This is a genomic window from Planotetraspora sp. GP83, from assembly GCF_041262585.1.
Classification (GTDB): domain Bacteria; phylum Actinomycetota; class Actinomycetes; order Streptosporangiales; family Streptosporangiaceae; genus JAOEGB01.
The window spans coordinates 18,208-37,570 of sequence record NZ_JBGCBZ010000003.1; the positions used below are offsets into that span (position 1 = coordinate 18,208).

Genomic DNA, 19,363 nt, shown 5'->3' on the forward strand with positions numbered 1-19,363 from the left:
GTGTGGTCACCGCACGGTGTCGAAAGCGATCAACGAGCGGACATGCGTGACTGCTGCCGTAACGGCCTCTATGCCGCATGCGATGTCGCGAGGCGTGGTGGCGTAGCCGAGCGAGAAGCGGACCGTGGAATCCGCATCGTCCCGACTGCGCCCCATTGCGAGCAGGACATGGCTCGGGCTCGGCGCCCCCGAGGAGCAGGCGCTGCCCTCGGAGGCCGCCACATGAGGCATAGCGGCCAATACAGCATCGGCAGGCAGCCCAGGAAAGGTAATACTTGTCACGCCGGGAAGACGCGGAACGTTAGCTCCGTTGATCCGGAAACCCGGCACGCGCGCCAGCAAGCCGGCTTCTAGATCGTCGCGGAGCGCGGCAACCCGGACAGCTTCCTCCTGTATCTTGAGGCGGGAGGCTTCGGCGGCTGCACCAAGTCCGGCGATGCCAGCGACGTTGAGTGTGCCAGCGCGCCAGCCGCGTTCCTGCCCCCCGCCCACGAGTAGGGGGTGATACGGCAGCGAGGCGCCGCGGCGCAGGAAGAGCGCGCCCACACCCTGCGGGCCGCCAAACTTGTGCGCAGACAGCGATAGCAGGTCGACGTGCAGCGCTTCTAAGTCGAGAGGCAGGCGGCCGACATACTGCGTGGCGTCGGTGTGCACCAGAGCCCCAGCCGCATGCGCGGCTTTTACGATAGGCCGCAGGTCAGTGAGCACTCCCGTCTCGTTGTTCGCGAGCATCACCGAGACCAGGGCCACGCCTCGCCCAGCCAGGTCCTCCAGCGCTTCATCCAGCTTCGCCAGGTCGACGACGCCCTCCGCATCCACGGGAAGGATCACAAGCGCATCGGGGGTGTCTTGTGTGAGAGCACGGGCGATCTCCAGCACAGCCGGGTGCTCCACCGCCGTAGTCACAAGAGCCCCGCCCCGCGTGTATGCAGCGCGTAGGGCCAGGTTGTTGGCCTCCGTTGCCCCGGAGGTGAAAATAATCTCACTCGGGGAGCAGTGGAGTAGGGCGGCAAGTTGGCGGCGCGCCAAGTCCACTCGCGTAGAGGCCTCCTGCCCGGCGCGGTGCGCGCTTGAGGCGTTGCCGACACTCCGGAGTGCGGCGAAAGTAGCTTCGAGCGCCTCCGGACGCAGCGGTGCAGTGGCGTTGTAGTCGAGGTAGACCGGGTGGCCTCCGGAGGGCTCCTCCGCCATACTTGCCCCCTCACGCAATGGACCTACATCCATTCCTGGTCCCCTCTCTCGCCGGAGCTTTCCGTTCCGCCAGGAGTGCATTGAGATCCTAGCGGCACCCCACGACAGAAGTGACCAAAGTCAAGTTGTTGCACTCCGAAGGTCACTCCTGTACCGAACATACGCTCGGGACGGGATTGAGTCCCGCACACGAGTGCTCTCCCTGCAGAGCAGGGCAACTCCTTGCCGGACAAGTGAAGCGCCCGTAACGACCCGTACTGTCGGTGCGAAGTTCTAGGGTGAGCTCGTCGCCCACTGATCAAGGGGATGTTGAAGCGGGGCGGCATACAGAGAAAGGCAGATGGTTGCACTTCGCGCAGGGGGAGCTCATCCCGCATCGGAGCGCGCAGGAGAGGAAAGCGTGATCGATTCTCCGGGCATCGCGTTCCGAACGGTCCTTGCCACCGCTCCGGTCCCGTATGTGCGGCGCTTGCTGGGCGAGCATGTTTGCGAACTGTTGGAACTACTCCAGGGTAGCAAGGCGGATGATGACGCCCTCCGCACAGTGGCAGCTTCAGCAGTCTCGGCTGAGCAGCTTGTAGCCGATCCGGATGAACGCAGTCAGTTGCTGCAACTTCTGCCTCCAAACAAGCGGGAGGAACTGGCAGGGCGCCTGGGGCAGGCTAGCAGCACGTCGGCGACAACATTCCTGGCTGATCTGGACTGGTCGCTTGAGCAGCGCCGGCTTCTTCTCGGGTTCCTGGGGTTGGTGGTCGACCGTGCGCCTGAGCTCCCTGTCTCCGTGCTCCGTCCGGTGGCGCCGACCTACGGCTTGTTTCCATACCAGCGGACTGCGGCGAGCAAGGTGCGTCGTCTGCTGTATTCCGGGGAGCGGCGGACTGTACTCCACCTGCCGACCGGCGGCGGCAAGACCCGTACAGGCATGAATCTGGTCTGCGACCATCTACGGCAACATGAACCGACAGTAGTGGTCTGGCTGGCCAGAGGTCAGGAGCTTCTTGAGCAGGCTGCGCTGGAGTTCGAGCGCGCCTGGGCTGCCTTGGGCAACCGGGAACTCTCGGTCGTTCGGATGTGGGGTGACCACCCAACCGACCTTGACCACATCAACGACGGCGTCGTGATCCTTGGCCTCGACAAGGCTGGCGCAGCGGCCAAGTCTGATCAGACATTTCTGGACTGCCTGGCGTTGCGCACGACCCTGACCGTCTTCGACGAGACGCATCAGGCAATTGCTCCTACCTACCGGAGAGTCCTGGATGCGCTGACGCTGCGCAGCGACTCCAGTTTGCTTGGCCTCACCGCTACGCCCGGGCGTACCTGGGCGGACATCGCCGAGGACGAGAGGCTCGCAGAGCTCTTCGCCCGGCAAAAGGTCATGCTGGACATCGAGGGCTATGACAACCCCGTCACGGCTCTCATTGAACAGGGATACTTAGCCCGGCCCACGTTCCGTACCGTGGCCGCCGAGTCCGGCAGGAAGCTCAGCGCGCACGACCGGCGTCGCTTGGCGGCGTCCTTCGACATCCCTGACGCGATCATCGACAGGCTTGCTGAGAGCGTCCAATGGAACCTACAGATCGTGCGTACGGTCCTCGACTTGAGTGCCCACCACCGGCGTATCTTGCTGTTCGCCGCTTCTGTGAAACACAGTCGGCTGATCACGGCGATCTTGTCCATGCTGGGGATAGATGCCGAGCAGGTCACTGCCGAGTCATCTGTTCGGCACCGTGACAGGGTTATCAGCAGGTTCAAGGGCCCGGGTGCGAGGCCCATGGTCCTGTCCAATTTCGGGGTCCTGACGACCGGTTTCGATGCGCCGGCGGCGAGCGCCGCCGTCATCGCTCGCCCGACCCGCTCCTTGGTGCTCTACAGCCAGATGGTCGGCCGCGTCATCCGGGGGCCGAAAGCCGGTGGTACGCCCACGTGCGAGGTCGTCACTGTCGTTGACCCGGAGCTGCCTGGCTTCGGCGATGTGGCGCAGGCGTTCACCAACTGGGAAGACGTATGGAGGACTCTATGACATCTAAGTACTCGATCGTCACGTCCGACCTGACGGTCAAGGCTCTGCAGGACAGCGGGTACAAGTCGACCGCATATGCGATTGCTGAGCTGATCGACAACGGCATCGAAGCGGGAGCGGACACGGTCGAGCTCTTCGTCCTCGAGGGAACGCATTCGCCAACCGGGCGGGCTCGACGTCGTGTCGAGACGATCGCCGTCCTTGACAACGGCCATGGGATGGACGGGGAAACGCTCAGGCAGTCCTTGCGCTTCGGGGCCGGAACTCGGCAACATCGCAAGGGCATCGGGCGCTTCGGCGTCGGTCTGCCCAACTCCAGTATCTCCCAGTGTGATCGGGTTGATGTGTGGTCCTGGACCACCGGCCCGGAAAACGCCCTGCACACTTACCTCGACCTTGACGAGCTGCGCGACGGCCTTGAAGAGGTACCCGAGCCCAAGGGCCAGCCAGTGCCTGAGGAGTGGCAACGCCTGTCCCAGGCTCTCGGCCCGACGGGCACACTGGTGCAGTGGACCAGGCTCGAACGCGTACAGTGGCGCGGAGCAGAGACCACGCTCGCCAACACCGAGAAGTTGATCGGCCGGGTCTACCGACGCCTCATCAGTAAAGGCACGCGAATCCGGCTCGTCCCTGTCCGCGACTGGTTCGAACTCGGTAGCGCACGCGATGCGCTCCCCAACGACCCGCTATACCTGACAGCGCCTAGCGCAACGCCGGCCCCATTTGATAAAAAGCCGATGTTTCGCCCCTATGGGGGCGGCAACACCGGTGAACTCGGCGTTGAGCGGTTCATGGTTCATGGCGTGGACGGCAAGGAGTACCCGGTTCTGGTGCGGGCCTCCGTCGCCGTAGACGCTGCCCGGCGCCCGGACGTCCCAGGTGAAGAGTGGCCCAAGGAGATCTCTGCCACCATCAGTCCTGGTGATGCACCCTGGGGCAAGCACGCCGCCAAAAACCTAGGGGTCTCCCTGATCCGAGCCGACCGGGAGCTCGATCTCGATACGCACTGGACGAACTCGTACGACCCAGTCGAGCGGTGGTGGGGGATCGAGATCGACTTCCCCCCGCAGCTTGACGAGGTATTCGGCGTAACGAACAACAAGCAAGCCGCCACCATCTTTTCCAGTCTGTCCAGCTTTAACTGGCGGGAAGAAGCTGCGGGTCTGTCGTTCGAGGAGTTCCGCGAACAGCTCCGCGAAGAAGGAGACCGCCGCCTGCCCCTGATCGAGATCGTCTACTACATCCGCGAGAAGCTTCTCGGCAGGCTGCGTAGCCACCTTGACGATCAGACCCGGGGGACCCGGTCCAAGCGGAAGCGGCACGAAGAGGTCGAGGCGAAAGCGGAGCATGCCCTGCGCCGTCGCAAGGAGGAGACTCAGCCGAGTCTCACCGACCAGCTCGCAGAGCAGGTGACCGAGGAAGAGAGCCAGAAGCAACAGTTTGAAAGCCTGGTCCAGATCCACAAGTACAGCCCCGTCGATGCGGAGCGCATCATCGCGGAGACGAAGGCGAACAACCGCCACGTCCAGCTCCTTACGAGCCGGAACCCGGACTCTCCAGCGTTCTTCAACGTCGAGTTCATCCCGGGTGTGCTGCAGGTGTCGCTCAATATGGACCACCCGGCCTACAGCGACCTCATCGCGGTGCTCGACCAGGACATCGAGAATGCGAGCAAGGAGGAGCTAGCCGACCGCCTAGTCAATGCCGCCGACGCCTTCAAGCTGCTCCTCCTGTCGTGGGCCCGCTACGAGGATGAGCAGCCCGAGAGGCCCCGAGCGCGAGCCAAGCAGATGAGGCAAGACTGGGGTCGCATCGCCCGTGAGTTCCTCGCCCCTGACGATGACGATGAGGACGACGAGTGACGGATGATCACGTCTGGCAACAGCTCAAGCAGTTGTTACTGGGCGCGAGCCACCGGGTCATCCTCGTCGCTCCCTACATCAAGAAGGACCTCTTTCAAGCGGTGCTCGATACCATCCCCAACGGCATCACCGACATTGAATGCGTGACGCGGTGGTCCCTGGCTGAGATCGCTGCCGGCGTCTCCGACCCCGAGATCGCCGAGCTCGCCGCTACCGACGGTCGAGCCGTCGTACGGCTGTGCCACAACCTGCATGCCAAGTTGTACGTCGCCGACACGCGCTGCTTGGTTGGATCGGCTAACTTGACGGGCAAGGCGACCGGCCGGCTCCCCGCAGCCAACCTTGAGCTACTCCTCGAAGAGGACGCGAGGCACCCGGAGGTGCAACGGGTGCTCAGCGCCATCGACCGCAGCTCCGTCCCGGCGACGCCAGAGTTGGCCAGGCTCCTGCGTGAGCAAGCCAGCCTCCTACAAGCGGACGAAGAGGCGTCTCGAATCGTGATCCCGGGACAGCGAACCCGAGCCACACGCTGGCTGCCGGAGACACGACGTCCGGAGCGTCTGTATCGGGTGTACCGCGGACGCTATCGCAACGTTGGGCGTGACGTTCTCGCCGGTGTGCTCCGCGACCTCGCCGAGCTTGACATCCCTCCCGGACTTGCAGAGGAGCAGTTCGCGGCTAGCGTCCGCGCGCGTCTTCGTGAGCTCCCAGAAGTCCGCACGCTCAGCGAGGTTGGCCGCCTGAGCTTGGGTGAAGCGAAGGAGGAGCTGATAGGGAGCGGCACATGGACAGAAGAGCAGGCCCAACGCGCCCTTGAGACCCTCGGCGAGTGGCTGCGGTACTTCGACCAGGTCCATCTCGTGCCGACCGGGCCATGGGAGATCAGGCAGGGGAAACCGATCACCTGACGGGAAGCACAATGCCCCTCGCGGGAGCCGTCTACACCGAGCCTGCAACCTAGGCGGCCCTCGCTGCCATACAGTCGCCCACGATATCTTTGGACCAGCCCGCATACGGCGGTGGGCTTTCCGGCAGCCCGGGGACGAGAAAAGGTAGACCGTATGGCAGCGGCCCGCGTGCCGTATCTGCTCGGCCACGCCGAGATCGCCAGCCTCTTTGGAGTCGAACGGCAGACTTCTCGCAAGTGGCGGACCGACGGCACGCTGCCGGAGCCGGATCTCGTCGCCTCCGGTAACCCATACTGGCTGCTGCTCACCGTGCTGCGGCTCGCAGGTACAGGTGGTCGGAGGGTTACCACGGACCGCCTCGAAGCGTATCGGCAGAGTCTCCCTCACGGTTACGAGCTTCAGGCGCGCGACAAACTGCCCCCTATCGTCGGAACCAAGGAAGCCGGCCTTGTGCTCGGCCGGAACGCCCAGACAATCGCCCGGTGGCGCGATAGAGAGCAGATCGCTCCAGCTGATCTGGTCTTATCGCGCTCCCCTCTTTGGCTGCTGGACAGCCTCCTAGCCGACGCGCGCACGCGGGGTCGGGACGTCGACAACGAAGAACTCCAACTCCTTCTCGCAGGCCAGCGACCGGAACAACAATCCCGTGGTCGCCCCCCAAGCGTGCAGACAACCCGCAAGACTCCCAAGCCGCTGGCTGCCAGCAGGGTGTTTACCTCCGAACAGCAGGCCGACGCTGTGGCGTTTCTCCATGCGCTCCTGTCCGAAGGTTTCACCGTCGTCATCCGACCACAGCGCAGAGGCGCCTGACAGGCCGTACACCTGAGCGCACTCCGCCAGTCTTCGACAGCGACGTCTCAGGGCATCAGCCCTGCAGTTGAGATAAACAGTTGATGTACACGCGTCACATCAATAAAGTATCTCACACTGCGTAACGTGTCCGCGACACAGAGAGGCGAGGCATGCCCAGCATCGAGAGCTATACGACCGCCCTGTCGGACGACGCCGAAGAGAACTGTCTAAGAGTCGTTTCGTACGGGGGCGGAGTCCAGTCGACTGCCCTCCTAGTCCTCGCAGCCCAGAACCGTCTCCCCTACCGCACGTTCCTGTTCGCCAACGTCGGCGATGACAGCGAGCATCCCGCCACTCTTACCTACCTACGCGAGGTCGCTATCCCCTACGCAACGCGGTACGGACTCGAGCTGAGACAGCTCGCCCGCAAACGACGCGACGGCTCCACCGAGACGCTCATGCAACGGTTGAAGCGGACCGAGAGCCGCTCGATCCCCATCCCAGTGCGAATGGCCAACGGAGCACCCGGACGCCGCTCTTGCACCGCCGAGTTCAAAATCAAAGTCATTGGTCGGTGGCTACGAGACCACGGCGCCACTGCCGATGCCCCTGCCACGGTCGCCATCGGAATCTCGGTGGATGAGATCCATCGCGCAAACCGACGCCGAGCGGAACAGCATGAGCGCGTCGCATACCCACTTCTGGACCTCGGGTTGCGCAGAGCAGACTGCGAAATGGTCATCAGAGAAGCGGGCTTGCCCATCCCTCCCAAGAGCGCGTGCTTCTTCTGCCCCTTCAAGTCGGCGCAAGGATGGCGTCAACTGCGACAGGATGAGCCTGCGCTGTTCTCAGAAGCCGCTCGCTTGGAAGACATCATCAACCAACGCAGGAAGGCTCTCGGACGCGACCCTGTGTATCTCACGCGCTACGGCCGCCCGCTCGCTGCCGCTATCCCCGCGGACGCGGTGTCTGACTCGGTGGGTGAGTTGGACGGTAGCTGCGACTCGGGGTGGTGCATGACCTGATCTGCGCACCGCCAGGGCTACGACACCTCAGAAAGCAGCAAGTAGCCCGACCAGATCATCGCAATGGTGCTAGTGCCGTAGCAGCTTGGGTTTGCCCTGTTTCGTGGTGACACGCCGATCGAGGTCCCACCCTGGTCGGCGTGATCGCTTCAGACTCTGCTCGTGGCTGAACGGGTTCGCGTACGCGAGATCGATGACGATGAAGGTAACCGGCTGCTGCGCATCGTACGGCGTGGCAGCGGGTCGGTGGTGACCTGGCGGCGGGCGCAGATGGTGCTGCTGTCGGCCCAGGGCATGCCTGTCGCGAAGATCGCGCAGGTGGCGTTCACCAGCGAAGACCGGGTCCGGGACGTGATCCACAACTTCAACACCGATGGATTCGACTCGCTGTATCCCAAGTACAAGGGCGGCCGGGCGCCGACGTTCACGCTGCCGCAACGCCGTGAGATCAAGAAGATCGCCAAGTCCAAGCCGGCCGAGCATGGGTTGCCCTTCTCCCGGTGGAGCCTTGCCAAGCTGGCCGACTTCCTGGTCGCCGAGGGGGTGGTCGAGGACATCAGCCATGAGGGCCTGCGCGAGCTTCTACGTGCGGAAAGTGTGTCCTTTCAAGCCATAAAGACCTGGAAGGCCTCCCGCGACCCGGACTACCAGGCCAAGAAGGCCCGCGTCGAGCATCTGTACGCGATCGCCGACGGCGAGGTCGTCCCCGAGCCCAATGAGCCGACCGTGATCTTCTGCATGGACGAGTTCGGGCCGCTCAACCTGCAGCCGCGTCCCGGCAGGCAGTGGACCGACGTCGGCGGCAAGGGCAAGGATCCCGACCGGGATCCGCGTCCGCGGATGCGCGCCACCTACACGCGCACCCAAGGGGTGCGGCACCTGTTCGCCGCGTTAGACGTGGGCAAGGACAAGATGTACGGGCACATCAAGAAGCGCAAGCGGCGCACCGAGTTCCTGGAGTTCTGCCGCTACCTGCGCAGTCTTCACCCGGCCGAGGTGCGGATCGCGATCATCTGCGACAACTTCAGCCCGCACCTGACGACCAGGAAGGACAAGCGAGTCGGCCAGTGGGCGGAGGCGAACAACGTCGAGATCGCCTACACGCCCACCAACTCCTCCTACTTGAACCGGATCGAGGCGCAGTTCACCGCGTTGCGCGAGTTCACCCTCAACGGCACCGACCACGCCAGCCACCGAGAGCAGGGCAGCATGATCCGCCGCTACATCGCCTGGCGAAACCGCAACGTCGATAACCCCCGCCTACGCCAGATCGCGAAGAGGGCAAACGTGGCCTGACACGGCACTAGCTACGCCCAGCAGTCTGAACCGCTCCGAATCGGTGGAGTCTCCATCCGACTCAAAGCGGTTCAGGCTCCCTCAGGCCAGACGCTAGCAAGAGGTTGCAGGGTCCCCGGATCCCATTCGTACCTTTGCCAAGGCGCATCGTTCCGACGTCTCGAGTCACTCAAGTCCTTGGGGCTACGCATGCCTGTTGGATGCTGGGAGGTCGACGCCGAGGAGCTTGAGCAGTTCGGCTGTTGGGACGAGGTAGGCGACGCCGACGCGGATGATGCGGCAGGGGAACTCGCCCTTCTTCGCCAACTCGTACGCCTTGGTTCGGCCGAGGCCGAGGGCCCGGGCGGCGGTGAGCAAGCCGACGGTGGCCGGGAGCTGCTGCAGCTCGGCCAAGGTGAGGACCTTCATCTCTTCTCCCACGAGAGTGCTGGCCGGGTGAAACCGACCACGTCAGAACGAGTGGAATAGGACGCGTAGCGCACGACGTCTCCCGTGCGCGGTGCGTGGATCATCTGACCGGGGCTGACGACTACCCCGACGTGCCCCGGGCCGCCGACTCCTGGGTGCATGAAGACCAGGTCACCGGGTTGCTCCTGGCCGCGACCGACAGCCGGCCCCTGGCGCCATTGGTCTGCAGCGACGCGGGGCAGCAGGATCCCGGCGTACTGGTAGGCGCGCATGGTCAGCCCGGAGCAGTCGAAGGAGCCAGGCCCTTCGGCACCCCAGGCGTACGGCTTGCCGAGCTGCATGCGCGCATAGGTAACCACTCGCCCAGCGACGGCGCTGGACTCGACGGGGGACGAGCAGAACTCCTCCCCCACCGACTGCGGAGAGTCGGAGTATTCGCGGGCGTAACCGAGCACACGGCGCACGTACCAGTCGGTGTGGTTATAGCGCCAGATCGCCCGGTACAAATCGCCCGGTGCGCCGCTCGCCTTGAGGTACTTCGCCGCCGATGGGATCGCGTCGGCCGAGTCGTAGGCGTCCGTTCGCCCGTCGCCGTTCCCGTCTACGCCGTACGTCGTCCAGGTCGAGCCGAGGAACTGCATCGGCCCCATCGCGCCCGCATGGTTCGCACCATAACGAATCCCGACTGCAACACCGCGGCCGTGGTCACTCTCGGCCTTGCCGATGCCGGCGAGCACCTGCCAGGGGATGCCGTACGTCTGTCCCGCCTGCTGATATAGCCGCAGGTAGTCCGGCGGGATGTCACCCGCCTGGCCCTGGCCGCAACTAGCCGAGCCACTCAACACCGAGCACGCGAGAACCAGCCCGAGCGGCACCGCGATGACCAGGCATGCGGCCACCGCAAGCAGCCGCCCAGTCACCGGGACCGGCCGAGGTCACAGCTCCCGTGCGCGCTCTTTGGCCAGCCGGGTCGCCAGCCGTCCGGCGCCCGGCCTGTTCTCCTCATTCTCACTGCCCCCCGTTATCGGATGGGGCTGTCGTAGCACGTCGAGGACCGCGTTCCAGGAGTACCGGTAGTCCTTGCCGGTCCGCAGCGCCGGGATCTGCCCGGCGTTGGCCATGCGGCGGACGGTCTGGGCCGACAGCCCGAGCTTGGCGGCCAGCTCCTTCGTGGTCAGCACGTCCGGATCACGGCCAAGCGGCTCGGTCATCGTCACTCCTTGTGGTCGGCGGTCACCGTTTAGTTTCCCCCACGCGACTGCGACAGCACGTCTTGTGAATGCCTGAAGTCGGATGCAGCCGTTTGAGGCTGCTTGCGCTCTGGAAGGTACCCACGTAGCGTGACGAGCACGCTACTCACTGCGACAATCCATCGATACGACATCAGCAAAGGGAGGGCAATCCATGCTGGTCAGCGCAGCTGTCGACATGCTTCAGATGGGGCCGGTGCCGAACCCGAAGCCGATCGCACCACCAGGGCTCGACAAACCGATCACGACGATCCTCGGCTGGGGCAAGTGGGCAGTGATCGTCGCAGGGGTCGCGGGCCTGCTCATCTGCGGCGCGCAGATGGCTATCGGCCGCAAGAACCGCTCCTCCTTCGCCGCCGACGGCGCCTCCGGCATCCCCTGGGTGCTCGGCGGGCTCAGCCTCGCCGCGACGGCGTCCGGCATCGTCGGAATGTTCCTGCGATGAAAGCACCAATCCTCGTACTGATACTGCTCGCGGCCTGCGCCTGCGGCACGTCACAGACGCCGACACCGTCACCCCGCCAGCCACATATCACCTGGCAGGACTACCACGGAGTACGGCTGCCGCTGTCGGACATCGACGGCCCGCGCGTGCTCGCCCACGATCTAGCCCAAGGCTTCTCCCACACTCAACAAGGCGCACTGCTCGCCGCGCTCCACATCGGTATACGGGCGAACTCCCAGTGGGGGCCGGCCGTATTCGAGCCCACCATCACCGAGCAGGTGACCGGCCCGGATGCCGACCGACTGCTGGAGCAGACACGGACCAACTACGAGGAGCGCAGGCAGGAAGCCGGACTCCCCCAGGGCAGCCCGCTCGGCAAGGCATTCGTAGACGAGGAGGCCTACCGGTGGGAGTCCTACACATCTGACGCCGCCACCGTGGATATCGTCAGCGCCGGTCCTGACCCGCGCGGAACCACCGTGCGCGCCACCACCCGCATCCAGGTCGTCTGGCAGGACGGTGACTGGCGCGTGGTGGCTCCGCTGGATGGCGACTGGGGCAAGATGGCGACCCCGCTCAAATCCCTCGGCGGCTACACCCCCTTCGAGGGGTGAACAGCCATGTCGTGCGAAAACTTGCTATCCCCAACGTGCTCAATCACTGAATACGTCATGGGGAAGGTGGCCGCGGGTGCCACCAACGGCGTACTCGACGAAATCGCCAAGGCCATACAGGACGGCGTCGCCTGGGTGGTCGGCAACACGGTGTCCTGGTGGCTGAAGATTCCCTCAACGGATCTGGCCAATGAGTCGGCTGTGGACCACCTGCGCCAGTGGACGCTGCCGATCGCGGTGGCAGTCGCCGTACTGGGTGTGATCAGCGCTGGTGGCCGGATGGCGCTGACCCGCGAGGGAAGTCCGCTGGTCGACGTCGGATCGGGCCTGGTCGTGATTGCGGCGACCTCAACCATCGGGGTCCTGACCGCGTCCATGCTCGTCAAGGCCGGTGACGCCTGGTCCAGTTGGGTCCTCAACGCCGCCGCTCAGGGCGACTTCGGGAAACGGCTGACGGCGGTGCTCGGCTTGGGTGCGGCGGCGCCCGGGGTCGTGATCGTCCTGGGCATCATCGCGATCCTGGTCGGCGCGATCCAGGCCACGCTCATGCTGTTTCGCGAGGCGGCGCTCGTCATCCTGTCCGGCATGCTTCCCCTGGCCGCCGCCGGCTCGATGACCACGCTGACCAAGCCGTGGTTTCGTAAGCTGACTGGCTGGATGCTCGCGCTGGTCTTCTACAAGCCCGCCGCCGCAGCCGTCTACGCGACGACCTTCACGATGATCGGCAAGGGCAAAGATCCGAGGACGGCCCTCATGGGCTTCGCGATGATCCTCCTGTCACTGATCGCCCTCCCGGTCCTGATGAAGTTCTTCACCTGGACGACGGGCTCCCTCGCAGCAGCCGGCAGCGGCGGCGGAGGCATCCTCGGCGCGAGCGTGGCCGGGGCGGTGGCCTTCAGCGCGTTCCGCAGCTCGGGTTCGTCCTCCTCCGCTGGAGATGCGCGCAGCCATGCGGGTTTCATGTCGTCTCAGCTGGGCGGCGGGCAAGCGTCGGGCGGCGGCTCCTCAGCTCCTCCACCAGGCGCCTCCTCGGCGACGACGGTGAATACGGGGTCAACAGCGGCAAGCACCAAAGCGGGCGCCGCAGCAGCAGGACCGGCAGGAGCAGCGGCGGCGACCGTGGCCGGTGGCCTGGCCTCGGGGGCGAAGACGGCGGCGAACTCGATGCGAGAGGACCACCAGCGATGACGGAGGCGCGCACCTACGGGGGCTGGCGCAGGCGGCGCGGTCTCGGCCTGCTCGGCCTGGGCACGACCGGGACGTTCGTCGCGCTGGGTGCGCTCACCGCCCTGGTTTTGGCGGCCTCGATCGACGCCCGTGCGGTGCTCTACACCGGTCCGCCCGCCGCCCTGGCCGGGGCGCTGGTGCTGATCCGGGTGAGCGGCGTCCCCGTCGCTCACCTCGTCACTCGTCGGATCCGCTGGTCGTACGGCAAGGCGCGTGGCCACACCTGCTACCGGGCCGGAGTGGTCGTCGCCCATCCGCGCGCCTTCCAGCTCCCTGGCGTGCTGGCCACGACCCGGCTGCTGTCGGCTGAGGACGTCTTCGGCCGGCCGTACGGGATCGTGTGGGACCGCCGCGCCGGACTGTTCACCGCGACGCTGAAGGTCTCGCCGGCCTCCACCTGGCTCGCCGAGCGCTCCGACGCCGACATGTGGGTGGCCAACTGGGGCGCCTGGCTGGCCTCGCTCGGGCACATGCCGGCCGTCCGCTGGGTCACCGTCACCGTCGACACCGCCCCCGAGCCCGGCTCCGCCCTCGCCGACACCATCGGCCGCGGCCTGTCCCCCGACGCCCCTGAAGCGGCAGCCCTGCTCATTCGGCAACTCGTCAGTACGGCTCCGCGGACGGCCGCCCGCGTGGACACCTACGTCAGCGTGACCTTCGACCCCGCCCGCTCCCCCGCCGGCCAAGGCGACATGAGCACCGCGATCGGCGAGCTGAGCAGCACCATGGAAGCGTTGGCCTCCGCGCTCGGCTCGTGCGGGGTCACCGTCACCGGTAGGGCGACCGCGAGCGAGCTGGCCGGGATCGTCCGCGCGGCGTTCGACCCCTGCGCCCGCGTGGACACGGTCCGAGCCGATGACCTGACCTGGGCGGACGCCGGCCCGATCGGCGCGGAGGAGCACCCCGCTACCGGCACGACAGCGGGATCAGTGTGAGCTGGGCCTGGCACGAGGCGCCGCGCCAGAATGTCCCCGCCGACGTGCTCAGCCGTCTGGTCGCCCCCGGCCCATACTCGAAGCGGGTCAGCCTGCAGTACCGGCCGCTGCCCGCCGCTGAGGCCATCCGGGTGCTCGAGGACGAGGTCAACGCCGCCGCGTTCCGGGAGCACTACCGCCACCGCACCGGACGGGACGAAACCGCTCGCGACGCCTATGACCAGGCTCGTGCCCGGCAAGCCGCAGCCGAAGAGGCCACCGGCGCCGGGGTCACGCTCGTGACGCTTTACGTCACCAGCACGGTGACCCACCAAGACGACCTGGCTCGTGCGGTCGCGGTCACCGAGGCCGCCGCGGAAGCCTCCCGCATCCGGCTACGACGGCTGTGGGGCAGCCAGTCCGCCGGGTTCGCCACCACGCTGCCCTGTGGCGTGTGCCCCGCCGAGCTGACCAGGGGGTCCTGGTGAAGACCCCAGCGCGCGGCTGGCCCGAGCCGTATGGCGGGCGCGCCGTACACGTCGAGGCCGGCGCGGAGTTCCAGGCCACCACGGCGCAGGTATGCGGCCTATTCCCGTTCGTGGCGGGTCCGGCTCCCCCGCCGTCGGAACGCCGATCGGCCGCCACCAACTGTTTGGGGAGGTCGTGTGCCTTGACCCGCTGGCCTGGCTGCGCGCCGGGCTGGTCACCAACCCCGGGGTCTTCGTCCTCGGCCAGCCGGGGACCGGCAAGTCCACGCTGGTCAAGCGCCTCATCACCGGCGCCATCGCCTTCGGCTCAACCGCGCTCATCCTTGGCGACACCAAGCCCGACTACACGATGCTCGTGGAGCACGTCGGCGGGCAGGTCATTCGCGTCGGCCGGGGCCTGGACCGGATCAACCCGTTGGACGCCGGTCCGCTCGGCACTGCCGTACGCACCCTTCAGGGTGCCGAGGCTGAGCGGATGCGCTGGGAGATGCGAGGACGCAGGCTGTCCTTGCTGATGGCGCTGTGCACGCTGATCCGTGAGGCGCCGATCGGCAACGCCGAAGAGGTGATCCTCGGCCGTGCCGTCGACCTGCTGGACGAACGTCTCGCGGAGCCGACCGTGCCCGATGTGCTCGCCGTACTGGAAGAAGGCCCCGAAGCGCTGCGGTCGGCCGCACGGACCGACCACCCGGAACGGTATCGCGAGCGGGTCAGCGACCTCGTCTTCACCCTCGACCTGCTGTGCACCGGCTCGCTCGCCGGTGTCTTCGACGGCCCGACCACCCGGCCCATCGATCTGACCGCGCCGGCCGTCTCGGTCGACATCTCCCAGGTGGGCGCGGCCGGCGACAAGCTGCTGACCGCCGCGATGCTGTGCACCTGGGCGTACGGCTTCGCCATGGTCGACGGCACGACCGGGCGCTCCTATCTCGCGGTGATGGACGAGCTGTGGCGGGCGCTGCGCGGGGCACCCGGCCTGGTCGAGTACGCCGACAGCCTGACCCGGCTCAACCGCGCCAAGGGCATGGCCTCCATCATGATCACCCACTCGCTCGGCGACCTGGAAGCGCTTCCTACTGAGGAGGACCGGGCCAAGGCGCGCGGTTTCATCGACCGCAGCGCCATCACCGTGCTCGCCGGGCTGCCGCCGCGCGAGCTGGCCCGCGTCAGTGAGATCACCCGCCTGACCGGCCCCGAACAGGAGCTGGTCGCGTCCTGGTCCGCACCGGACTCCTGGCAGCCGGGCACCCGGCATCCGGGACGGGGAAAGTACCTCATCAAGACCGGCGACCGCCTCGGCATCCCCGTCGAGCTCGCGCTCGTCGGGGCCGAGCACGAGCTCTACGACACCGACCAGGCGATCCGGCGGAGCGCCCAGTGACCAGGGCCGTGGGACCACGAGCCGGCTTCACCCCACACGGCGCGATCGGCGGATGGGTGCTGCTGCTGGCTGGGTGGGGCGTCGTCGCGTTCTTCGGCCTGATCTGGATCTCCGCTCGGATCGCGGCCGGCCTGTTCGGTGGGCGGGTGAGCGAGTTCGGCACCGGCTTCGCGCTGGAGGTGTTCGAGGGCCGTACGGCTGCCGCCTGGCCCGACACCCCCACACCCGCCGTCGTCGTGGTGGTGGCCGCGCTCCTTATTACTACGGCGCTCATCGCCGGCGTGGGGGCATGGTGGTTCATCGTCGGGCGGCTGCCCGATCCGGTGGATCCGGTGGCCGCACTCGCGGACAACCCGGGGCTGGCCGTACTCAAGCCGGACGCCGCGGAGAAAAAGGCCCGCGAGCTGCGCGCTTCCTTGACCGGGCCGGTGGCACCGTGCGATATCGGGCTGGCGCTTGGCGATCTGATGCGTAACGGCCCCACGCTGTACGCCTCCTGGGAGGACACCATCGTCGCCTTCATGGCCCCCAGGTCCGGCAAGACGACCTGCCTGAGCATTCCGTACGTGCTCTCAGCTCCGGGACCGGTCATCGCGACCTCGAACAAGGCCGACCTGTGGGCGGCGACCGCCTCACTGCGAGCGGCCGAGGGCGCGGTGTGGCTGTTCGACCCGCAGCACATCACCTACCAGCAGCAGGCCTGGTGGTGGGACCCGTTGCGTGGCCTCAGCACAGTGGAAGACGCCCACCGCCTGGCCGGGCACTTCGTCCTCACCGTCGACGACGGCAACAAGCGTGACCTGTGGGGACCCGCCGCCCAAGACCTGCTCTGCGCTCTGTTACTCGCCGCCGCCGCCTCCGGCCGCACCCTCCGCGACGTCGCCAAGTGGCTCGACACCCCAGCCGTACCCACACCGGTCGAACTCCTGGAAGCCGCCGGATTCACGCTGCTCGCCTCCTCTCTGCGCGGCGCGCAAAACGGCGCGGTCGAGACACGCGACGGCATCTACCAAACCGCCCGAACAGCAGCCAAGGCACTGAGGGACGAAGCGATCATCTCCTGGGTCACCCCGTCGCCACTGCCGGTCTTCGACCCACACGACTTCGCCAGCGGAAACGACACCCTCTACCTGCTGTCCAAGTCACGCTCGGCTGCCGCGCCACTGATCGCCGCGCTCACCGACACCGCGATGCGAGCCGCCGAACGCCGCGCCGAACGCATGGGCGGACGGCTCGACCCACCGATGGTCGTCTCCTTGGACGAGGCAGCCAACATCTGCCGGATCGCCGACCTGCCCGAGCTCTACAGCCACCTCGGCTCGCGCGGCATCGTCCCGGTGACGATCCTCCAGTCATACGAGCAAGGCGTGACGGTGTGGGGCGAGGCGGGCATGGCCGCGATGTGGGGCGCGGCTACCCGCAAGGTCATCGGTGCGGGCGTCGACTCCCCTCGGTTGGCGCGCGACCTGGCCACCCTCGTCGGGCAGCACGACGTCCCCGTCCGCTCGGTCACCTACGCCGAAGGACGTGCCTCAGAGCAGATCTCGCTGCGCCGCCAGGACATCCTCGAACCAGCCGCCATCCGCGCCTTGCCCCCGGGAACCGCGCTGCTGCTGGCCACGGGTGGACGACCTGCCCTGATCTCCCTGCTTCCCTGGTACCAAAGCCGCGACGCCGACCGCATCCAGGCTTGCCGCGACCGGCTCGAACGCCTCATCGCGGAAGGGGCGGCACGATGACCGAGCCGGTCTACTCGACCGTCGAGGAATGGGTGACCGAGCGGTCTGTCCCGATGTACCGGCGCACCCTCGGTGGAGAGTTCCGGTGGTGCGCCCAATGGTGGAAGCACGCCGAGGCGATCTCACGACTGACCGCGCTCTGGCACGCGTGGGAAGCGCTGCGCCTGGAACCCGGCACCGGCATGGGCGTCTGGTACCGCGACCACCTCGACCACCAGCTACCGATCCTGCTCGGCCCTCGCGGCCCCTTCTACCAGTGCAGCGAGGACGAGCACCTCGAACCCCACCTTGCTGTCCTCGAACCCGCCCCACCCGGCTGGTGGACAGCATCCACAGAACCCGGTTCGGATAGCCCCTCAGATGAGCCGCGGCTCGATAGTCATGTCTGAAAACTCATGGAGGTCCTGTTGTCCCTGATCGATGAGCTGTCCAAGGCGCACGCGGCACTGGAGTCACGACGCGACATGGGCACCGCTCTCCACGCATTCACCGTACTCGAGGCGGCGGCAGGAGTAATGGAGTCGGGCGCCCCGCGCGAGGAGTTCGCCGCTTGGGTGTATGCCGGGCAAGCCGCTTCTGAAGGCCTCTCAGCACTGCGGCCTGTAGCCACCTCGCCGTACGAGGTGCCCGTGGTCACGGAGGATGCGGATGACCCGTTCTCACTTGCTGAGTCCATGGCCGGCCTGGGTTCGCTGCTGCGTGAGGTGCTGGTCGACGTGGCGCATGACAACGACGACTTGGACGCTCGGCTAGCAGCGCTGTCCGCCGCTCGGTGCGGTACGCAAATCCAGACGCTGCTGGGCGAGTGAGCACCTATGAATGCCGTCTACGGCGATTTCCTGCGGCAAGCGTCAGACCACATGCAGACCGCCGCCTACTGCGCCGAGCGAGGAGTAACAGGACGAGCCGCCATCGCCACCCTCGACCCAGCCCAGCGCATGACGAAGGTGATGCTCAGATACCTTCATGAGCTCACCCCCAGGGGTGCTCGAAGCCATGGCGGACACCTTCTCCTATGGGACCGGGTGAACGATCCGCGCGTGCTACTGCAGGAGGCGGAGCGGATTCTGCACAGACTTAGCCAGCAGGTCGCCGGCCAATCCCGTAACGGCGGCGACGCCGTTCCGACCCACGTGGCCGCTGCCGCACTTGCAATGGGCACAGGGCATGACCTGCTCAAAACTCACTACGCTCCGCGCTCCGATTGGGCAAACGCCATAGACCATCAAGACGTCCGACGTGCTCTGGTCTATGAGGTGGCACGTCAAGCCCAACTCCTCGGCATCGTCATGGACCGCGCTCGTAATGAGCTCCGAAGAGCAGACCTACCGTCCGTCGCCTTGGAGCGGCTCGTCACCACCCTCCGCGACTCCGGCGGCGCTGCCGGGTGGCCGATCCCGCCTTGGGCCTCAGCGACCCTGGCGGCGGTGCCACTACGCGCAGCACAAGCGCCGGCCCCGATTCGTACAACCTCGTCGGTCGAAGAGATCTGTACCGGGATCATCGCGGACGCCGAGGGGATACGGGCGACGCCTTCCCGAGGCTGGAGTGCGCTGTCCGCGACACAATGCGAGCGCAACGCCGCCGCTGCCGCCGTGATCCTCCACTGCGCCTACGACGTGGTCACGCTACTCGTCCGCCGCCATGTTGAGCTCTTTCCCTCCAGCGAACTTCTGCTCCGCCAAAAGCTACGGAAATCAGCTGAAGGACTTGATCGAGTGTCACAGCGATGGCAGGCCGTACGGCGCGGCTGGAAGCGACTGACAACAGAGCGGCAGCCTCTAACCGTCACCGCACCTTGAT

The 19,363-nt window shown here is 66.5% G+C and carries 18 protein-coding genes and 1 pseudogene; 15 read left to right on the forward strand and 4 right to left on the reverse strand.

Going from position 1 to position 19,363, the window contains the following annotated elements; genetic code table 11:
• Positions 1-6 precede the first annotated feature (6 nt).
• The gene (locus tag ABH927_RS04855) at positions 7-1,272 is read right to left on the reverse strand and encodes a cysteine desulfurase family protein (RefSeq protein ID WP_370018435.1); all 1,266 of its coding nucleotides are present in this window, start codon (positions 1,270-1,272) and stop codon (positions 7-9) included.
• 319 nt (positions 1,273-1,591) lie between these two features.
• On the opposite strand from ABH927_RS04855, the gene ABH927_RS04860 reads away from it, so the two are divergent.
• The 6 genes from ABH927_RS04860 to ABH927_RS04885 all read left to right on the forward strand — a co-directional run bounded on the left by ABH927_RS04860 (position 1,592) and on the right by ABH927_RS04885 (position 9,094).
• Positions 1,592-3,211 (forward strand): DEAD/DEAH box helicase, encoded by a 1,620-nt coding sequence (locus tag ABH927_RS04860; protein ID WP_370018437.1) that lies wholly within the window; start codon positions 1,592-1,594, stop codon positions 3,209-3,211.
• Complete coding sequence (locus ABH927_RS04865) at positions 3,208-5,073, forward strand: ATP-binding protein (RefSeq protein ID WP_370018439.1); 1,866 nt, start codon at positions 3,208-3,210, stop codon at positions 5,071-5,073. The genes ABH927_RS04860 and ABH927_RS04865 overlap by 4 nt, the downstream gene beginning before the upstream one ends.
• A complete protein-coding gene (locus ABH927_RS04870) occupies positions 5,070-5,981 on the forward strand; it encodes a phospholipase D family protein (RefSeq protein WP_370018441.1) in 912 nt (303 codons plus the stop codon). Before ABH927_RS04865 ends, ABH927_RS04870 begins: the two co-directional genes overlap by 4 nt.
• Positions 5,982-6,134: 153 nt before the next feature.
• Positions 6,135-6,791, forward strand: a complete 657-nt coding sequence (locus ABH927_RS04875; RefSeq protein ID WP_370018443.1) for a hypothetical protein — start codon at positions 6,135-6,137, stop codon at positions 6,789-6,791.
• A 152-nt stretch (positions 6,792-6,943) separates the two neighbouring features.
• On the forward strand, positions 6,944-7,798 hold the full coding sequence (locus ABH927_RS04880) for a phosphoadenosine phosphosulfate reductase (RefSeq protein ID WP_370018445.1): 855 nt from the start codon (positions 6,944-6,946) through the stop codon (positions 7,796-7,798).
• Positions 7,799-7,960: 162 nt separating this feature from the next.
• Positions 7,961-9,094 (forward strand): IS630 family transposase, encoded by a 1,134-nt coding sequence (locus ABH927_RS04885; protein ID WP_370018447.1) that lies wholly within the window; start codon positions 7,961-7,963, stop codon positions 9,092-9,094.
• 183 nt (positions 9,095-9,277) lie between these two features.
• Here ABH927_RS04885 and ABH927_RS04890 read toward each other — a convergent pair whose 3' ends face one another.
• The 3 genes from ABH927_RS04890 to ABH927_RS04900 are packed head-to-tail and all read right to left on the reverse strand — an operon-like array spanning position 9,278 to position 10,713.
• Entirely contained in the window at positions 9,278-9,502 is a 225-nt protein-coding gene (locus ABH927_RS04890; protein ID WP_370018449.1) for a helix-turn-helix domain-containing protein, read from the reverse strand.
• A complete protein-coding gene (locus ABH927_RS04895) occupies positions 9,499-10,422 on the reverse strand; it encodes an NlpC/P60 family protein (protein WP_370018451.1) in 924 nt (307 codons plus the stop codon). Before ABH927_RS04895 ends, ABH927_RS04890 begins: the two co-directional genes overlap by 4 nt.
• 15 nt (positions 10,423-10,437) lie before the next feature.
• Positions 10,438-10,713: a helix-turn-helix domain-containing protein gene (locus ABH927_RS04900; protein ID WP_370018453.1), complete on the reverse strand. Its 276-nt coding sequence runs from the start codon at positions 10,711-10,713 to the stop codon at positions 10,438-10,440.
• A gap of 193 nt (positions 10,714-10,906) precedes the next feature.
• Here ABH927_RS04900 and ABH927_RS04905 point away from each other — a divergent pair, with 193 nt between their 5' ends.
• The 9 genes and pseudogenes from ABH927_RS04905 (at position 10,907) to ABH927_RS04945 (ending at position 19,362) form a co-directional block, all read left to right on the forward strand.
• Positions 10,907-11,197: a hypothetical protein gene (locus ABH927_RS04905; RefSeq protein ID WP_261587598.1), complete on the forward strand. Its 291-nt coding sequence runs from the start codon at positions 10,907-10,909 to the stop codon at positions 11,195-11,197.
• Positions 11,194-11,811, forward strand: a complete 618-nt coding sequence (locus ABH927_RS04910) for a hypothetical protein (RefSeq protein ID WP_370018455.1) — start codon at positions 11,194-11,196, stop codon at positions 11,809-11,811. Before ABH927_RS04905 ends, ABH927_RS04910 begins: the two co-directional genes overlap by 4 nt.
• Before the next feature lie 66 nt (positions 11,812-11,877).
• Positions 11,878-12,999 carry a hypothetical protein gene (locus ABH927_RS04915; RefSeq protein ID WP_370018457.1) on the forward strand — a complete coding sequence of 374 codons (1,122 nt, stop codon included), beginning with the start codon at positions 11,878-11,880 and terminating at the stop codon, positions 12,997-12,999.
• Positions 12,996-14,440, forward strand: a pseudogene (locus ABH927_RS04920) (SCO6880 family protein). Before ABH927_RS04915 ends, ABH927_RS04920 begins: the two are co-directional and overlap by 4 nt.
• 175 nt (positions 14,441-14,615) lie before the next feature.
• Positions 14,616-15,821 (forward strand): hypothetical protein, encoded by a 1,206-nt coding sequence (locus ABH927_RS04925; RefSeq protein WP_370018459.1) that lies wholly within the window; start codon positions 14,616-14,618, stop codon positions 15,819-15,821.
• Positions 15,818-17,560, forward strand: a complete 1,743-nt coding sequence (locus tag ABH927_RS04930; RefSeq protein WP_370018461.1) for a type IV secretory system conjugative DNA transfer family protein — start codon at positions 15,818-15,820, stop codon at positions 17,558-17,560. Before ABH927_RS04925 ends, ABH927_RS04930 begins: the two co-directional genes overlap by 4 nt.
• Positions 17,557-17,949 carry a DUF4913 domain-containing protein gene (locus ABH927_RS04935; protein ID WP_370018463.1) on the forward strand — a complete coding sequence of 131 codons (393 nt, stop codon included), beginning with the start codon at positions 17,557-17,559 and terminating at the stop codon, positions 17,947-17,949. Before ABH927_RS04930 ends, ABH927_RS04935 begins: the two co-directional genes overlap by 4 nt.
• Positions 17,950-17,967: 18 nt before the next feature.
• Positions 17,968-18,369, forward strand: a complete 402-nt coding sequence (locus ABH927_RS04940) for a hypothetical protein (RefSeq protein WP_370018465.1) — start codon at positions 17,968-17,970, stop codon at positions 18,367-18,369.
• Positions 18,370-18,375: 6 nt separating this feature from the next.
• Positions 18,376-19,362, forward strand: coding sequence for a hypothetical protein (locus ABH927_RS04945; protein ID WP_370018467.1), 987 nt, complete (start codon positions 18,376-18,378; stop codon positions 19,360-19,362).
• Position 19,363: the final 1 nt, after the last annotated feature.